This is a genomic window from Sciscionella marina DSM 45152, from assembly GCF_000379465.1.
Lineage (GTDB): Bacteria > Actinomycetota > Actinomycetes > Mycobacteriales > Pseudonocardiaceae > Sciscionella > Sciscionella marina.
On sequence record NZ_KB905404.1, the window covers coordinates 1 to 15496 of the forward strand.

The window sequence follows — 15496 nt, forward strand, 5'->3', positions numbered from 1 at the left end:
AGAGATGGTTTCAAAATGATGTCGTGAGTGTTCGGTGGCAGATGAGGACGCAGGCGAGTTTGAGGAGGCTGTAGTGGATGTCGGCTCGGCGTTCGTAGCGGGTGCGGAGGCGTTTGTATTGGTGTAGCCAGGCGAATCCGCGTTCGACGACCCAGCGGTGTTTGCCGAGTCCGGAGCCGTGTTTGGTGTTGCGGCGCGCGATTTTCGGGATGATTCCTCGGTTCCGGAGCCTCGCGCGGTGGGGGTCGGAATCGTAGCCGCGGTCGGCGAACAGCCATCGGGGCCGGGTAAATGGGTTACCGCGTTTCCCTCGAATGACCGGAAGCTGATCCATGAGTGGGAACAGTTGGGTACTATCGTGAACGTTGCCGCCGGTCAGTGTAACTGCGAGCGGAATGCCGGTGCCGTCGGTGATCAGGTGGTGCTTCGATCCGGGGCGTCCACGGTCAACCGGAGACGGCCCCGACAGCGTCGCCCCCTTTAACGCCCGCACATGCGAACCGTCTACCACTGCAGTCTCCAACTCGAGCACATCCAGTGCGCGCAGGTGGTCGAGCAGGATTTCGTGCACGATGTCGAACACCTCCGCGTCCGTCCACTCCCGGAGCCTGCGCCAGCACGTGATCCCCGAACAACCGAAGACCTCTCGTGGTAACTGCTGCCAGGTGATACCGGTCTTGAGCACGAACACGATCCCGGCCAGCGCGGCCCGATCGTCCACTGGTAACCGTCCCGGGAACCGTTGCCTGCGAACCGACCTTGGCGGCAGCACCGGCTCGACACGCGCCCACAACTCGTCCGGAACAAGATCGGTAATCACCCGCAAAGGGTCTCAACATGGCTCAACCCCAACCAAAACGACACGCCGATCATTTTGAAACGATCTCTGAGATGGTCGCCGCTATCGGACGCCAGGTCGATGGCAACGACAAACCGGCAATCGTCGGGGCATTCACGCTTCATATAGTTGTAGTGACATGCGAGCCTGAACACCGGGTCGATGACCTCACGCACGCAAGTGTCATAGACTGCGTCCCGCTCGGGAATTCCGGATACCTGTATCGCGAGAACCGTATTGGCTTCCGTTTGGCGCACGGCGACACTGAATTCAACCGACGGTATGAGCAGCCCATCGGATTGAACATCGCGCAGGTCCTGTAGCAGACGGTCGGCAACCTGATGCAGATCCAGTCCGGCGGTTTCATCGTAGTCGTCACCGATCAAGAAGTCGTCATCGGGCGTGGCGATTTGTTCTTGTGATTCGTCAATAGACATGAATAGCTCCATTTCTGATCATCCCATCGAATGTGTCCGCATGGATTCGGCGATGCGAACACGTCCATGGACGCTCGGTTCGCATGAAATGTCAAATAGGCGAACCGATATTAACCCAATCCGGTCCATGGGAACCGGCGGTTGGTAATGCCACCGGGGGCCACGATGGAAATGGCCACACACGAGACGGTCGTCTTGTTCGTATGGTTACTTGACATGGGGGCAGGGATGGAGCGTCCATGGTTGTGTGGCCCGAACATCCGGATGCGCACCGACGGGCTACGCCCTGGCCGGGGCATGACCATCCATTGAACAACTATGATCGGGAACTTGTCATGTCCTACAACGAGAATAAGACCATCGCCGACCCGGCTGCTGCCCAAACGGATCAAGAAACACGGGTATCCAGCACGGAAACCAGGCTGTGGTCAGTCCTGGAAAACCATCCCGGCGCGACCACTGCGAAACTAGCGCGGGCCGCCGGGATGGGACGATCGACCGCAGCGAAGATCCTGCCCCGCTGGGAGCGTGACAGCATCGTCACGCGTACCGAGGGCGAGAAACAGAGCGCACCGCACACATGGTCCATTCCGGACTCTGTCAAGACTGATGTCGGTGCCACGACACCGGTCGCCACAGGCGACGGCAACCTGGGGGCGTCAACCGAAGGCTCGTCGGAGGGCGGGAAGGCCCACTCGTTGGACGGGCAACGTGCCGGTGATACCGGTGACCATGAACACAAAACCAACATCGTCACCGCTGCTGCGGCGCCCATGGTCCCCCAGCGCGATGCACAGGGCGCACAACCGGATCAGGTCGTCAACGTGGCGGTGTCGGGGGACACGAGGAGGCTGCCGAAAGGAGGATTACGTGGGTTGGTGGAGGACTACCTCGCCGACCGTCCGGGGCAGAGTTTCGGTCCAGCACAAATCGGCAAGGACCTCGCGCGCTCCGGTGGCGCGGTCAATAACGCGTTAGAGAAGCTCGTCGCCCAGGGCTACGCGATCAAGACCTGCGAGGCACCGAAGCGGTTCACCCATCACACCACGGAGAACGTGAAGTAGGTCAGTTCACACCCCCGGCGCACGTCGCATTGTTGTCACACGGTGTGTACCGGGTTCTCCTTGTGTCCCAACCCTTGTAAGTCCGCCAACGGATTTCGCCGACGCCTCGATGTCTGTCGCGCAAGGCGCGTGCGGTGGGTACCGTTCGTTTGTTTCCCGGGCAAGGGATTCGGCGGAGCTTTCAAGTTGAAGTTGACGCTCAGGCCCCGTGGAACCACGGCATTCGGTTGACTTCTGGTGGACATGCGGCAACGGAACCAACGCGGGGGGCGAACGAAGCGGGCGTTCGAACGTGCTGTGGCTCGTGTGGCGCGGGTGCGTTCGCGCGACTGCTAGTCGGTACCCGCCTCCGGTCACCTTTCGGCGCCGCGACCGGCGGAACTGGATCGTCGGATTGTTGGCAACAGTGTTTGGCCGCGCGGTGGTGGTCCGTCCGATCACGCTCGGAAGCCGAGCCGAGGACAGCCGCCGACGCGGCGGTCAGCTGCGGGTTTCTGAGCGTATCCCGCGCCCCTTTCGTGGCGTCCCAGTGCGCCTCGGCGTACAGGCGGTTCAGGTCGGGTAGCCCGGGGCCGAACGTCCATCCGAATTCGCGGCATTCTGCCTGTTGACTGAACTAACCGGCTTGTTATGCCAGGTGGGCGGGCTGGGGCTCGAGCCGTTGCAGTCCGGTGTTCAGGCAACGGGCGATATCGCAGCGGGGTTGGTGGATCTTCCCGATTTCGACGCCACAGTCGGGGCACCATTGTTCAAGGTGGAAATCGTCGGGTTCGGCGGCTGTGCTCATGGTGTGCTCCTGGTGTTGTGGTCGGTCAGGAAGTCGGTCCATCGGTTGCCTGCTGCGGTGTATTTGCTGTGCTTTCGCGAACATCGCTTCAGCGGCGATGTAATGCTCGGTGGCCGCGATCGAGGTGCGGTGGCGGTGTGCGGCATGGTCGGATCCCCTGGGTCGCGATGGCGGCGGGCCGGGCGTGGTGCTGGATGAGTTACACGGTGGTGAGCATGGCGCGGGCGCGGCGGTCGGCCATGACGGGGTGGGTCAGGTGGCGGTCGTCGTCCGCGATAGTGACGGTCACGCCGAAGCGGGGTGGCCATCCGTCTGGGTCGGCCCATCCGTAGAGGGTGGGAAGCGCGGACAGGGCCTGCACGGTGGCCTCGGCGGCGGGGTCGCCGTCGCGGTAGCCGAACACTTCGATCTGGATCTCGACAGCGGGCTCGTGGGCGGTGATGGCGTATCGCAAATGCGGCGAGAGCCGCGCGCGTAGCTCGGCGAGCTCGCGTAGCGGTGCTGGGCCTGCGGGCACGGTGAGATCGGTCAGGATCCGCAGCGCCAGCTGATGCAGGTCGTGGTTGTGGGTGTCACCGAGCAGTGGCCCGTAGCGGCGACTGGTTGTGTCTGCTGCCTCGATTCCGGTGAAGCCGCACGAGTCGCGGCCGTGGGGGAAGACCACGGCGGATTGGTCGACTACGGGTGCCACGAAGGCGCCCGGGCGGACGAACCAGGGCTGGCCACGCATGGAGGTCCACACAGCGTCGGTGTCGAACGCGAGGACATGGTCGGTACCGTGGCTAGTGGGCCAGGGCCAGGGCCAGAGATCACCCGGGTAGGTCACCGTGCCGAGGTGGTGGGATTCGGCCTCGTTGAGGAAGGCGGTGACCATGGTGGTGAACTCGCCCGCCGTGCTGGCCGAGGCGATGTCGTGGAGCGCGTCGCAGGCACAGTCTTGCAGGTGGATGGATCCGAGCCATTCGGCCTCGGCTCCGCGTCCGAGGTAGAAGTCGTTGGTTGTGGACGTGATCATGACGGGCCTTTTTCTGGTGTGGTGGTGGTTTTTCCGGTGTGGGTGTCGCGCATGAGTGGCATGGGTACTGAGGGTGGTGCGGCGGGGTCTTGCAGCCATGCGTGGATATCGGGCGGGCCGAGTGGGTCGTCGCCTTCGGGGAGACGTGGTTTGGCGGGGTCGAGGCGGTGCCATGTGGTGCCGCCTCCGACGGTGAGGAACACGGCACCGGGGTGTGGGTCGTAGGTGATGATCCAGTCGCTGGTGTGGCTGGTACGCCATGGTCACGGCCATCCGTAACCGCGTGGGTAGGCGCGGCCACATTGTTCGATCTCCCACTGCGCGAACAGCAGGGTGACCGCGCGACGGTAGGTCGTTTCGTCGGTGGCGGTCAGCGCGCAGTGTCCCGGTGGGAAGACCAGGAGGTCTCGTGGGTTGCAGTTCCATTGCAGCGAGCCGAGCCATTCGGCGTCTTTGCCGCATCCCACGTAGAAATCGGTTTTGTCTGACATCGGTCCTAGCTCCTGACGAACGTGGTGTACGGGTCGGGTGCGGCATGCGCGTACGCGCTGGCATAGGGGTGGGGTAGGTGGCGACTGCTTGGATCCGCTGCGGGCACTGGTGTGGGCTGGTCGTGGTGGTCGGTGCGGCGCAGCAGATAGGCCAGCACGATCACCGGGGTCCATGGCCCGGGTAACAGCACGGCGGCCACGGTCAGCGCGAGGCGGGTTTTCCGGTCGGCCATGAGGTTTCTCCTTCCAGGATGACGCTGCTGGTTGTGGGGTGTAGACGGGTCCACCGACGGCGAGGGCGAGGCGGCACCCGACGGAATCGCAGGCCTGCAGGTCCCAGAAGCCTCGGCGGATCGCTTGAGCCCCGATCGGGTGCCCGATGACGGGCAGGGTGCTGTGGCAGACGATCCAGCTCTGGCGGGCGAGCGCCTCGGCGACGAGCTGGTCGTGGCGCCCGGGCGCGAGGTGCATGCGATTGCCGGGACGGAAGAGGCCCGTGTCGCCTTGGCGATCCAGCAGGCGTGGCATGCCGCTGGTGGTGTCGCGCACGTCTACGGGGCCGTCGGGTGGTGTGGTGTTCATGGCTGCATGCCCCGACCGGTGTTCGCGGTCGGTACGGTTTCGGTGTCGGGACAAGCGCGCGGACAGTACCGGTGATGACCGGGGTCGCTATCACCGGGTGCGGTGCTAGCAGGTTTTCCGTGGGGATCGCTGGCCTGGCCGAGGTAGTACTCGCCGAGGTCGGCGAGGGTGGCGACGCGCACGACGGGCACCTGGGGTGCGTGGCATTCGGGGCATTCGCCGAGCATCAGCCAGGTCCACAACGGGTCGAACCCGGATAGGTCCGGAATGAAGCACCAGTGCCCCTCGTCGGTGGTGACTTCGATCAGGTCCCCCGGTATGTTGCGGGCAACGCCGTAGTGGCGGATCGGATCGTCGCGCACGGTCACGGCATCGATGTTGATCCCGAGGGCGGTGGCCAAGCATCCGGCGGTGATGGAGCGCCGATGCCATTGCAGGGCGAAGTCGTAGCGGTGGGCGAACTCGTGGGGGCGATGTCGCGGTAGCGGCGCGCGGCGCTGATGGCGCGGCGGATGAAGGTGGTCATGGGCGAACGGTGTGTCCTTTCACAGGTTGTGGTGGGGTTTGGAGCGCGTAACTGGGGGTGTCCTGGGTGGGTCGGGGTCAGTGGGTGGCGCGTAGTGCGGTGGTGGCGGCGTGGCCGATGGCGCGCGCGGTGGTGGTCGGGTCGGTGAGGGTGTGCACGGTGGTGCCTGTCATCGGTTCATTTCCGGGTGAGTCCGGTGCCAGCCACAGCACCGCGCACCCGTTGGCGCGTAACCGGTCCAGCAGCTTCTGTCCGGGTTCTTTCGTGTCTATTTCGAAGCGCCCGTCGGACACGATGACCAGTAGGCGGGCCGCATCCGGGCTGGATAGGTCGAGGGCACCGTCGAGGGTGCTGATCGCCCGGTCGATCGGGTGCCCGCCTCCGGATGCGTGGAAGGTGGTCACCTGGTGGGGTGTGGTGCCCGGCCGGGTGATCGGTTCGACGATGCCGCCGAAGATCACGGTGGCCGAGCTTGCGGGGACGGCGGTGTGGCGGGTGGCGTGCGCGAGGATCCAGGCCGTGGAGGCGACCGGTGCGGTGAAGCTACTCATCGATCCGGATACGTCGCAGGCGATGGCGATGCGCAGCGGCGGTGCGGGCACGCACATGCGGGTGGTGCGGGTGAACGGTTCGGCGGTTGGGATGGCTCCGGCGGCGCGTTGTGCGTCGGCGGCGAGCGCGCCACGCATGCGCAACCGCCCTGGTGGTGTGGGTGAGGTGGTTTTCGTGGCGGTGCGTTCACGCGCTCCGGCGGTGGTCAGGGCGCGAGCCAGGTGCCGCGCGGCGCTGCGTTCCCCGGAGCGTGGGGTGCGTGTGCGGTGAATGTGGGTCAGCAACGACGGGGCACTGCCAGCGGCGAAAACCCCGTCTGCCGCGCTCTGCGCGTCCTGGCGTGCTTGTTGTTCGGCGGCACGCGTTTCGGCCTTGCGGGTTGCGGGGTCGGTCGGTGCGGGCTCACCGCTGACCGCGCGGGCGATCGCGGCGGCCGCACCCGCGATGGCCCGGGCCAGTTCGGATGGCGTCCCGTTGCCGCTGCCGTTGTTGGTAGCGGGGTCGGGGGTATTGGGTGGCTGGTTCGGGTCGGTACCGATCGCTTCGCACCAGCGGCGCCCGAGTTCGAGCATGGCTTCGGTGTTGTCGTCGGCGGTTGTGTGGGCGGTGCGCCAGATACGCCGTAGGGTTCTCAGGGTGTCGGTGCCGAGGATGCTGCGTGCTACGCGGTCGACCCGGGCGGTTTCGCGGTGGTTGAGTACACCTGCGTCCACCCGCGCCAGCAGGAGTGCGGCGCTTTGCGCGGCGTCGGGTGCGGTCATTGTCGGTGCGGTGGCGGAATTGTTGGCGTTCGTGTCGGAGAGGATGAGGTTGGTGGCGCTGGAGCGCAGCCAGTACCGGTCGCCCGGGCGGCGCTGGAGTTGACGTGCTTCGATGCGGGATTCCTCCAGGAGTGTGGCTGCCGCTGCCGCCCCGGGCGGCGTCCCGTCGGGTGCGCGCCAGCGCGAATGCGCGGCGTGCGCGCATTCGTGGGTCAGCAGTCCCCACAGGGTGCGGTAGCGGCGACGGTCCCCGACACGGTGCGGGGCAACGGTGGCGGGGTCGACCCCGGGGGTCAGGTGGGTGCCGTCGACTTCGATCGCGGCCAAGTCGGGGAAGAAACACGCTGGCGCACCGTGCCCCGCGCCTGGGGCGACGGTCACGATCAGATCGTCCCGGTCGGCGATGGTGGGCGCTTCGTTTCCGAAGGCGGCCGAGAGGCTCAGCCATCCGGGTTGGGCGGGAAATACGGCGGTCGGGGCGGCTGTGCGGGTTGCTACGTGGGGGGTCATCGGCGGGCATCCCTTTCCGGGCGGTCGAAGGCGGGTGCGGTGTGCTGTGGCTAATACCGGGTGCCCAGGGCGAGCGGGGTGACGTTGGTACCGAAGGTGTTGCGTACGGCTTCGGTGACGATTTCGCGGTCCTCGTCGGGGGCGATGCCGACCAGATTCCCGGCAGCGGCGGCCACGCCCAACACATCGGCGATGCGCCCGAATGCGATCAGTTCGCGCAGCTGCGGTGCCCAGCCGATCTCGCCCTTGTCTTGGCGTGCGGAAAGATGCCGCGCTATCCGGATCGCTTTCGGGTCGATCCCCAAACCGGTGGCGAGATCGTAGTCGGTGGGTACCTGGATCTGCACGGAAAACCGTGATGACAGTGCCTCGGTCAGTATCGCACCGTGGACTCCGGGGTTGTGTCCGGCCACCACATAGAATCCGGGTGCGGCGTCCACGGTTTCCCCGCCGTTGGCCTTGATCACGATTCGGCGGCGCCCGTCCATCGCGGGATACACCACGGCCAGCACCGAGGGCGGTATCAGGGTGGCGTCATCGATGAACAGTGCGCTCCCGGTCCGCATCGCGGTCACCAGCGGGCCGTGAATGAATTCGTAGCGCCCGTCCGGGGTTTGGGTGTATTCGCCCACGAAATCGGCCACGGTGGTGTCACCGTCTCCGGGAACGGTGATCAGATCGGAGAACGCCGCTTCGATCACCGAGGTTTTCCCGGTACCGGGTGGGCCGTACATGAGGGCGGGCACGTTCTTTTCGCGCAGCCGCCGTAGCGCGGTCACGTCCGAGAGGCCGGAGAGTTTGCGCGGGTGATACATCTGCCCGTTCGGGCGGGCAACCGGGCTGGTCACCAGTGCGGCCGGTTTCGGCTTGGCCGTGGTGCCAGTGGATCGGGTCGGGCTCGCGGGGGTTGTGGTGCGCTGGTTGACGGTGGCGGCTTGTGCGGCGGTGGTGGTTTTGTCGGTCGCCCGGTAGATCACCGGGCTGGTGCCCGCTTTTTCGGCTTCCCCGCGCGTTTCCAGCGTTGCCAGCGCGTTGCCCACCGCCCCGGACGAGCGCCCCAGCTTCTGGGCGATCATGCCCGGGGTAATCGTGTTCGGGTGTTGGGCCGCAAGCTGTTCGGCCACGATGCGGCGCAGTTCACCGTTAGGCAGCCGGGCAGTGTCGCCACCCGAGGCGGGGCCGTTGGTGGTTGTGGTCATCGCGAGAGTCCTTTGTCGATAGTGATGGCGCAACAGGAGGGGGAACCGGTAGCCGGGACGGTGTCGCGTAACCGCTAGGCGTCGGGGTCGACGTCGTGCCAGGGAACGAATGCGGCGAACCGGGTGCCCGGTAGGCGAACCAGGAGCTCACCGGTGCAGATGTCCGGTAGTTCCACGGTTACCAGGGATCCGGCCGCGACGGTGCGCACGGGCACGGTGGCGCTGATCCCGGCGTCGGTGGTCATCGTGGTTTCGGTTGTCAAGATTCCGGATACGGTTTCGCGGTCCTTCATTTGGGCACACCATTCCCGTTCGTGGTTGGCTGATTTTGTGGTTTCCGGTTTTCTCGGTGACACGACAAACGTAACTCTGCACGAATGTGATCGCAATAGCTTTCCGCTCCCATTTTTCGGGTAATTTCGCCGAAAAATGGGGGGTAAATGCGGAATAGCGCATTGTTTGTGCAGTTCAGGGTTCCGGTGTCGCTCCCCGGTCGACAGAATTCAGCGGAGGTCAAAGCCGCGGCTGAATGAATTGGTTTCAATAATAGCGAGCGGATGGCGAGTGTCCGGAAAGGTGAGGTGTGGATGCCAGCCGCCACTGATGAAGACCGGCGATACTGCCGTGACACCGCCGCCGGGCCTGATGTGATTACCTGCTTGGTGTCAAGCGAGTCTGGGATACCGGTGGATCCCCCTCGGGGGCGTGTGTGCTGCGGCGACGCCGAGGCCAAGGGGATCCGCCTTAGACGGATACCGGAACACGTGCCGGAGCGGCCGGGTTGATGGACCCTCTGGTGGCAGCCATATTCGGCGCTATCCGAGGTGGACGTGGTCGTGACGGGTAGCGCCGACACATGTCGGCGGCGCCGTGACCGCCCGCTGGCTGGTGCGATCGGCGCGGGCTTCCGGGTCCTCCCGATGCGCCGGTGAGGGTTTCCTTCCCGAAGCACGCGCATCGTGCGGGTTGCCTTGCTTTCGGGTGTTTGGGATGGCTTACCGGACACGTTTCGAACTGGTATCCGGAGAGGGCAAGACTGGGTATGACGCGCGCGCACGAAAATACTTTTCTTGTGTGGCAAGGGTTTTGTTTCCGTGATCGACGTTAGCATCGACTCGGGGGCGTCGGTAGTTGTGCATCGAGGTATTTCATTGTTCTCGATTACCGCGTTGTCGATGGGCGCCACCGGATCGGTGACGCCTATCGGAGGTGTCGTGTCAGCGCCGTTGCGGGGTGGCATGCGTGCCCATAGCGGTGTCGTCGGTTCCGGTGATGCCGGTGTGGCGCTGGTGTAGCCGTCGCGCCAGTTCGAGTGTTTCGGGGGTGGGGGTGGTGTCGAGTTCGGTGAGTCGGGTTTCGAGCAGGCTCAGGGTGCGCGAGATCGCGTCATGGCGGCCGAGGTTGGCTTGCAGGCGCATGATGTCGCGGTAGAGCAGCTCGTTGTGCGGATCGAAGCTGCGCGCGGTTTCGAGTAGCTCGAGGGTGTAGTCGGGGTCGGTGTGCACCTGGGCACGGGCGAGGGCGGCCACGGCGTCGAGGGCGTCACGGCGGGTGGCTTCGCGGGTGACGATGAGCCAGTCGGCGTGCAGACCGTCAGCCAGCGCGCCGCCGTAGTGGGTGACGATCGCTTTGTCCGCGGTGATGCGTTCTTCGCTGGTGCTCGCGCGGCGGCGCTGGGCCACCGCGTCGGCGAAGCTCCAATAGTCGACTTCCACGAGCGCGGGGTCGAGGCGGTATCGACCGTGCTCGTGGCGCACGAGGCCGTCGGCTTCGGCGGCGGCCTGCTCGTCGAGGGTGCGGCGCAGGCCGGATCGGATGCGGGACAGGACGGTGCGCAGCACATTCCCGGGGCGCTGTGGTGGCTGCTCGGGCCAGAGGGCGTCGATGATCGCTTCGCGGGTCACGCCGTCGGGGTGGACGGCCAGGAAGGTCAGCAGCTCGGTGGGGCGGGCGGAGAACCCGTGCGAGATATCGCGTAGCCGTTCGGGATACGTGGGGGTGGGGCGCCAGGACACGGTAGGGGTGCCGAACGCCGTCAGTACCAGTGGCGCGGCGGTATCCGCGGTCTGAGAACTCGAGGCGGTGGTCGGGAGTGTGTCCGGTGCGGTGCGTGCGTCGCGGTTGTGTTCGGCTTCTGGCGTGGTGCGGGTGATTTCCAAGCCATGTTGGCCCTCGGGTGCACCAGTGGGCGATCGCGGAGCTTCGAGGCTGGGGGGCGGGGAAGAGGGGGAAGGTACGGACTGGCTTGCTGGCCGGCCGTCGTGTGTGGCGTCGTGGCCGGTGGGCGCCGATGACCGGCCGGGATCGGCGGCGCGCAGCAGTATCAGCAGATCGCGGGTGGCGGTGTCGGGCAGGGTGAAGGCGCGGGCCCCGCGCAGCTGCTCGCCGCGACCGGGAGAGGTGGCCGAGATGACCCCGGCGGCGGTGACGTAGGCGGTGATCCCGGGGCGCCACTGTCCCAGCAGTAGCGCGGTGATACCGGATTGGCCGCCGTTATCGAGCACGCCTTGCAGCCGGGCCTGGACCGCTTCCTCGGTGGGAGGCCTCGTGACGAGCATGCGCGGTCTCCGCTGCGGTGCACCGTCGTCGGGGGCGTCACCTCGATTGTCGCCCTGGGATAGGAGGTGACACTCGAGTTCGGCCAGGGCGGTGTCCAGATCGTCGACGAGGTGAATCGCGTGGGGAAGCGCCTCGGTCCGGGTGGGGATGCCCAATAGGCGGGTGAGATCGGGTTGGGGAACGAGCACGGTGACACCCGGCGTGGACCGGGTGCTCAAGGCGCCCACGAGGATCGCGCGTGCCGCGGCGTGGCCGCCTGGCCCGATCAGGCCCAGGCCACGGGATCCGGCGAGGTCGAGCGCCAGCGCGCGGGCGCCGGTCGTGCTGGAACCGGCGCTCGATTCAGGGCCCTGGAGCGCGAGTTCCGGCGTCAATGCGGCAGCGCTGGTGGAACCCTGTTGCCCCACGAGACCTCGTTCTGCCACGACGCGTCGTTGCCCCGGTGGCAGGACTTGCACCGAGACCTGTTCCGGGCCGCCGGTTTCCGCTCGGAGTTCTGACCTGACGATCGGATCGGTCTCGGTGTGGTCCTCGCAGGTGTCGCTGGCTTCGGCGAGCAACGTGGTGTCCTCGTCGTGCCCTCGGGCGCGCTGATGCGCGTGGTGCAGCTGGTAGACCACTGGGGGCAGCGGCACGTCATCGTCGCGGGCGCCGCTGCCGGGCCGGTAGCGGGCGTGGCGACGACGGCGCACGAGCAACACTGCGGCGCTGAGGGCCGCGGCCAGGCCAAGACCGACGAAGACCTCGCTTCCCCACGCCATGCTCCCTACGGGTTGCTGCGGAAAGCCGCGATCCTGATGTTGCCCCGTGGTGACAGGCGCGTGCGATGGCCGAGCCGGTACCGGAGCGCGCGATGCCTCCGGTGACGCCGGATCCGGCGGTGCCGTCGATAGTGCGATATGCGGAGAAGGAACGTGATTCGTGGCGGGGATGGTGGGCTGGTGGACCGGTAGCTGCAGGGTGTCGCCGGGGTGGATTCGGTTGGGGTTGGTCAGCACTCGCCCGCCGGGTTGGGTGCTGCCGTGGTTGAGTGCCCAGATCTCGGGCCAGCGGTCGCCGTTGCCGAGGTGGCGTTGGGCAATGCGCCACAGCGAGTCGTGGATCCCGTTCTTGGGCGGCTGGACCCGCACCGTGCCCACTGGGTCCCGCGAGGGCACCGGTGCGGTGGGGGCGGTGGCCACGACCGGGGTGTACCCGATGGGCGTGGGTCCGGTTCGCGGGGGCATCGGGGACGCGAGCGCCGCGCGGCCGAGCACGGCAACCAGCAGGGCCGCGATCAGGACCGCGACCATCCGCCGCACGGGCCCGGCGTGACGCTGCAATTCGGGCCAGCGTGCGCCGCGCGCCACCTCGGCGGTGCCGGCGATAACGTCGACGGTGAAGACCAGCCACAGGATCCAGGCCAGGCACGCGCAGGCGTCGAGCACGAAGCCCGCGGGCATCGGCGTCATCAACACCGCGCCGAGCTCTTCCAGGCTGGGCCAGTGATCCGGTAGCGGCCAGCCGATGAAACACACCAGCGCCCACGGCAGACCAGCCACCAGCCCCAGCAGGACGGTGGCCGCGCACAGGCCCCGCGCCACGCGCCAGCCGCACCACACGACGGCACGTAACCCTGGCCGGAGAGCGGACGGGCGTCGCCGAGCGGGGCGCATGGTTACCTCCGCTGCCCCGTATCCGCACCACCGGCGCGGGTCGCATCGGCGTCTGTGGCTTCCGGTCCACCATGGGAAACCGACTTCCCCGCGACGGAGCTCTCAGCTCGGTTGGAGACATCCGCTGGTGTAGCTGGCTTCGAGGCCGGTGCCGGGTAGTCACCTTCTGGGGGTGATGTGCTCGGGGCTGTCGTGGCCGAGGTGCCGGTAGCGTCCTTGGTTCTTGGTGTCGGGGTGGTGCGGTGATTTCTCGTGTCGCCTCGTTTGCGCCTGCCGCGCCCACGAGTGGGTTTGTGCTCGGTTTGCAGACGGGAGAGCTCGCTTTCGGGAACATCGGTGAACCCGGCCAGTTCGGTGAGGCCGAGGACGCCCAGGCACTCGTCGAGGACCTCGCCGAGCTCACGGTCGATGCTGGTGAGGTCCTCGATGATGTGGGCACGGCGGCGCGCGAGCTCACCGACGTGCTGGGCCAGTGCGGCACGTTTCGCGCTGCGGGCAAGGTCGGTTTCCTCGACACGGCGCGCGATCTCGTCTGTCGTCATCACCATCAGAACTCTCCTTTTCGTGTCGGTGAGCCTCGGTGCCGAACCCGCTCGGCGCCGGGGTGGTCAGGGTTCTATGCCGGTGATCCCGCGTCGGGGATGCGCGGAGCCGCTGCCGTGCGCGTCGAGATCGTTGATCCCGATCAGACCGAGTAGTTGGGTGCGCACTCGGGTGGTGACCGTGACGGTGACCGTGTCCGCGGTGATCCGAACGGTGCCGGTCGCGCCGATTCGGGCCAGGTAGGTCTGGGCGAGCCGGTCGGCCTCGGCGGGATTCAGTCGTAGGTCACCGTGGGAGCGGTAGGCGGCGAGATCGATTCCCTGGGCGCCGGCGCGGGACGCGGCCTCGGCCTCGCCGGTGACGCGGACTTTCGCCGCCAGCGCGAGTCCTCCGTCGAGACACAACCCGGCCAGGGCGAGCACACCGACGAGGATGACGACAACGAAGGCCGACACCCGGCCCTCGTCGGCCCGCCACCACCGGCGCCAACAGTGCGATCGTCGTGTGGGGGTCATCGGGTCTGTCCGGGTTGGGATCGGTAGGTGTCGATGACCTCGCTCGCCCTCGCGTGCAGGCTTGTCGTGCCGGGGGCGCCGAGCAGGAGGGCTTGGCCGAAATCGACCGTGCAGCCCACCGTGACGGTGACCGCGCCGCTGGGAACGAATCTACTTGTGCTCGTGGTCGTGGTTTCGTTGCGGCACATCAGTCCCGCGTGGGCGAGGGCGGCATGGGCGGTCCGGGTCGCCGCGATGCTAGCGGCCGGGGCGCTGTGTTCGAGGCTGGCCGCGCGCGCGGCCTGGTGCGCGGCGTCGTTGAGGCGCAGGCGGGCGTCCACACCCCGGTGGCACACCACGGCGATAAACACCAGCAGCATCACCAGAACCGGCGCGAGGAGAATGGCCTCGGCGGTGACCGAACCGCGCTCGTGCCCCCACCATCGACGCCACGACAACCGGGGTGTGCCCGAGGGGGCTGTCATGACTCGCCCTCTGGCGATGGCGCACCCTCGTCGGGGGTGTCGCTTGGCGGGAGCCGAGGCGCGTTCGTGCGCGTCGGCGCGGCACCAGGGTCGCTGGTGCCTGAGGGGTGTGTCGGATCGTTCGGGTCGACCGGATTGTGGTGAGTGGGGTTTTCCCATGCGAACGGTCCAGCATCGCTGATATCGCGCGCGGCCGTGATGTGGGCGAAGGCGGTCAGCGACAACTGTTCCGCGGCGCTGTGCAGCCGTTCGAGGGGATCCTCGGGGAGTCCGGCGAGGGTGGTTTCGGTGTGGGCGGCCAGGTCGGCGCGGCGCAGTTTCGCCTCCCACACGCGGGCCAGGGTGACGCAGTCGTCGAGGCAGTCACACACCTGCTCGATTTCCCGATCGATCGCGGTGAGCGCGTCCCGCACCCGGGCCGCGAGATCCCCGGAACCGGGTTCCTGGGCGAGATCCTCGGCCAGGGCGCGGGCGTGGCGGGTCAGGTCGAGGCAGCGCAGGGTTTCCCACACGAGCAGATGCGCTTGCCGGGGCAGTCCGGGATCGAGCCACGCGCGGGCCGGGCTGGTGTGCAGCACGTCGACCGCGTCGATCAGCGCGCACACCGTGCCGTGGATGGGTTCACCGAGGCCGGTGAAGTCCTGGCTGCGGTAGAAGAACTCCCCAGGCCGGCTGGCCAGGCGGCATCCGCGCCCGTGAGCGTGCCGGGGGGCGAGGGCCTCGGGTCGTGCTTTGTCGAACGCGGTGAGCCCGGCCAACAGGAGTGTCCATCCGCCGAGGACGAACACAAGTACGGCCGCCCCGGTCGGCGCGGTGATCCCCGCAGTGACCAGGCTGGCACCGGCCAGCGCGGTGATGAGAACCTCGCCGTGGGCCAGCGCTCGCCAGCGTGCTCGGCGACGGTGTGCCGGGGACAGGTGCGGGTTCCACACCAGCCGATCAGCGCCGTCGGCGAATGGTGCGCGTGCGACTGGTGAGGTGTTGGTGGTGTCTCCCAT

At 67.0% G+C, this 15496-nt stretch carries 16 protein-coding genes; 2 read left to right on the plus strand and 14 right to left on the minus strand.

What is annotated here, in order from left to right; translation table 11 throughout:
• Nucleotides 1-10: 10 nt before the first annotated feature.
• Together A37U_RS0127730 and A37U_RS0127735 are read right to left on the minus strand one after the other, a co-directional pair.
• Nucleotides 11-820 carry an IS5 family transposase gene (locus tag A37U_RS0127730; protein WP_026197533.1) on the minus strand — a complete coding sequence of 270 codons (810 nt, stop codon included), beginning with the start codon at nucleotides 818-820 and terminating at the stop codon, nucleotides 11-13.
• A complete protein-coding gene (locus tag A37U_RS0127735; protein ID WP_157183058.1) occupies nucleotides 817-1275 on the minus strand; it encodes a hypothetical protein in 459 nt (152 codons plus the stop codon). Before A37U_RS0127735 ends, A37U_RS0127730 begins: the two co-directional genes overlap by 4 nt.
• Before the next feature lie 335 nt (nucleotides 1276-1610).
• On the opposite strand from A37U_RS0127735, the gene A37U_RS45515 reads away from it, so the two are divergent.
• On the plus strand, nucleotides 1611-2339 hold the full coding sequence (locus A37U_RS45515; RefSeq protein WP_157183059.1) for a helix-turn-helix domain-containing protein: 729 nt from the start codon (nucleotides 1611-1613) through the stop codon (nucleotides 2337-2339).
• A gap of 607 nt (nucleotides 2340-2946) precedes the next feature.
• Nucleotides 2947-3324 (plus strand): hypothetical protein, encoded by a 378-nt coding sequence (locus A37U_RS51945; protein ID WP_157183060.1) that lies wholly within the window; start codon nucleotides 2947-2949, stop codon nucleotides 3322-3324.
• A 1-nt stretch (nucleotide 3325) separates the two neighbouring features.
• Here the strand turns inward: A37U_RS51945 and A37U_RS51015 are convergent, their stop codons facing one another.
• The 12 genes from A37U_RS51015 to A37U_RS45545 all read right to left on the minus strand — a co-directional run bounded on the left by A37U_RS51015 (nucleotide 3326) and on the right by A37U_RS45545 (nucleotide 15496).
• Nucleotides 3326-4141, minus strand: coding sequence for a hypothetical protein (locus A37U_RS51015; protein WP_020499942.1), 816 nt, complete (start codon nucleotides 4139-4141; stop codon nucleotides 3326-3328).
• Between the two features lie 263 nt (nucleotides 4142-4404).
• A complete protein-coding gene (locus A37U_RS53945) occupies nucleotides 4405-4632 on the minus strand; it encodes a hypothetical protein (protein WP_020499943.1) in 228 nt (75 codons plus the stop codon).
• Nucleotides 4633-4637: 5 nt separating this feature from the next.
• Nucleotides 4638-4865: a hypothetical protein gene (locus tag A37U_RS0127760; protein WP_020499944.1), complete on the minus strand. Its 228-nt coding sequence runs from the start codon at nucleotides 4863-4865 to the stop codon at nucleotides 4638-4640.
• A gap of 345 nt (nucleotides 4866-5210) precedes the next feature.
• Nucleotides 5211-5615 (minus strand): hypothetical protein, encoded by a 405-nt coding sequence (locus A37U_RS48605; protein ID WP_020499945.1) that lies wholly within the window; start codon nucleotides 5613-5615, stop codon nucleotides 5211-5213.
• Nucleotides 5616-5817: 202 nt separating this feature from the next.
• Nucleotides 5818-7563: a VWA domain-containing protein gene (locus A37U_RS0127770; protein ID WP_020499946.1), complete on the minus strand. Its 1746-nt coding sequence runs from the start codon at nucleotides 7561-7563 to the stop codon at nucleotides 5818-5820.
• Nucleotides 7564-7613: 50 nt separating this feature from the next.
• Nucleotides 7614-8762: an AAA family ATPase gene (locus A37U_RS0127775; RefSeq protein ID WP_020499947.1), complete on the minus strand. Its 1149-nt coding sequence runs from the start codon at nucleotides 8760-8762 to the stop codon at nucleotides 7614-7616.
• A gap of 74 nt (nucleotides 8763-8836) precedes the next feature.
• On the minus strand, nucleotides 8837-9055 hold the full coding sequence (locus A37U_RS0127780) for a hypothetical protein (protein WP_020499948.1): 219 nt from the start codon (nucleotides 9053-9055) through the stop codon (nucleotides 8837-8839).
• A 924-nt stretch (nucleotides 9056-9979) separates the two neighbouring features.
• A complete protein-coding gene (locus tag A37U_RS45535; RefSeq protein ID WP_020499949.1) occupies nucleotides 9980-12904 on the minus strand; it encodes a BTAD domain-containing putative transcriptional regulator in 2925 nt (974 codons plus the stop codon).
• Nucleotides 12905-12978: 74 nt separating this feature from the next.
• Nucleotides 12979-13524: a hypothetical protein gene (locus A37U_RS48610; protein ID WP_020499950.1), complete on the minus strand. Its 546-nt coding sequence runs from the start codon at nucleotides 13522-13524 to the stop codon at nucleotides 12979-12981.
• 60 nt (nucleotides 13525-13584) lie between these two features.
• Entirely contained in the window at nucleotides 13585-13974 is a 390-nt protein-coding gene (locus A37U_RS0127795) for a hypothetical protein (RefSeq protein WP_020499951.1), read from the minus strand.
• Nucleotides 13975-14030: 56 nt separating this feature from the next.
• Nucleotides 14031-14498, minus strand: a complete 468-nt coding sequence (locus A37U_RS0127800) for a TadE/TadG family type IV pilus assembly protein (RefSeq protein ID WP_020499952.1) — start codon at nucleotides 14496-14498, stop codon at nucleotides 14031-14033.
• Nucleotides 14495-15496: a hypothetical protein gene (locus A37U_RS45545; RefSeq protein ID WP_020499953.1), complete on the minus strand. Its 1002-nt coding sequence runs from the start codon at nucleotides 15494-15496 to the stop codon at nucleotides 14495-14497. The genes A37U_RS0127800 and A37U_RS45545 overlap by 4 nt, the downstream gene beginning before the upstream one ends.

Coding starts and splice junctions, on each gene's coding strand:
- A37U_RS0127735 (WP_157183058.1), bottom strand. CDS start 1,275: ATGTCTATTGACGAATCACAAGAACAAATCGCCACGCCCGATGACGAC.
- A37U_RS45515 (WP_157183059.1), top strand. CDS start 1,611: ATGTCCTACAACGAGAATAAGACCATCGCCGACCCGGCTGCTGCCCAA.
- A37U_RS51015 (WP_020499942.1), bottom strand. CDS start 4,141: ATGATCACGTCCACAACCAACGACTTCTACCTCGGACGCGGAGCCGAG.
- A37U_RS53945 (WP_020499943.1), bottom strand. CDS start 4,632: ATGTCAGACAAAACCGATTTCTACGTGGGATGCGGCAAAGACGCCGAA.
- A37U_RS0127760 (WP_020499944.1), bottom strand. CDS start 4,865: ATGGCCGACCGGAAAACCCGCCTCGCGCTGACCGTGGCCGCCGTGCTG.
- A37U_RS0127770 (WP_020499946.1), bottom strand. CDS start 7,563: ATGACCCCCCACGTAGCAACCCGCACAGCCGCCCCGACCGCCGTATTT.
- A37U_RS0127775 (WP_020499947.1), bottom strand. CDS start 8,762: ATGACCACAACCACCAACGGCCCCGCCTCGGGTGGCGACACTGCCCGG.
- A37U_RS0127780 (WP_020499948.1), bottom strand. CDS start 9,055: ATGAAGGACCGCGAAACCGTATCCGGAATCTTGACAACCGAAACCACG.
- A37U_RS48610 (WP_020499950.1), bottom strand. CDS start 13,524: ATGGTGATGACGACAGACGAGATCGCGCGCCGTGTCGAGGAAACCGAC.
- A37U_RS0127800 (WP_020499952.1), bottom strand. CDS start 14,498: ATGACAGCCCCCTCGGGCACACCCCGGTTGTCGTGGCGTCGATGGTGG.
- A37U_RS45545 (WP_020499953.1), bottom strand. CDS start 15,496: ATGGGAGACACCACCAACACCTCACCAGTCGCACGCGCACCATTCGCC.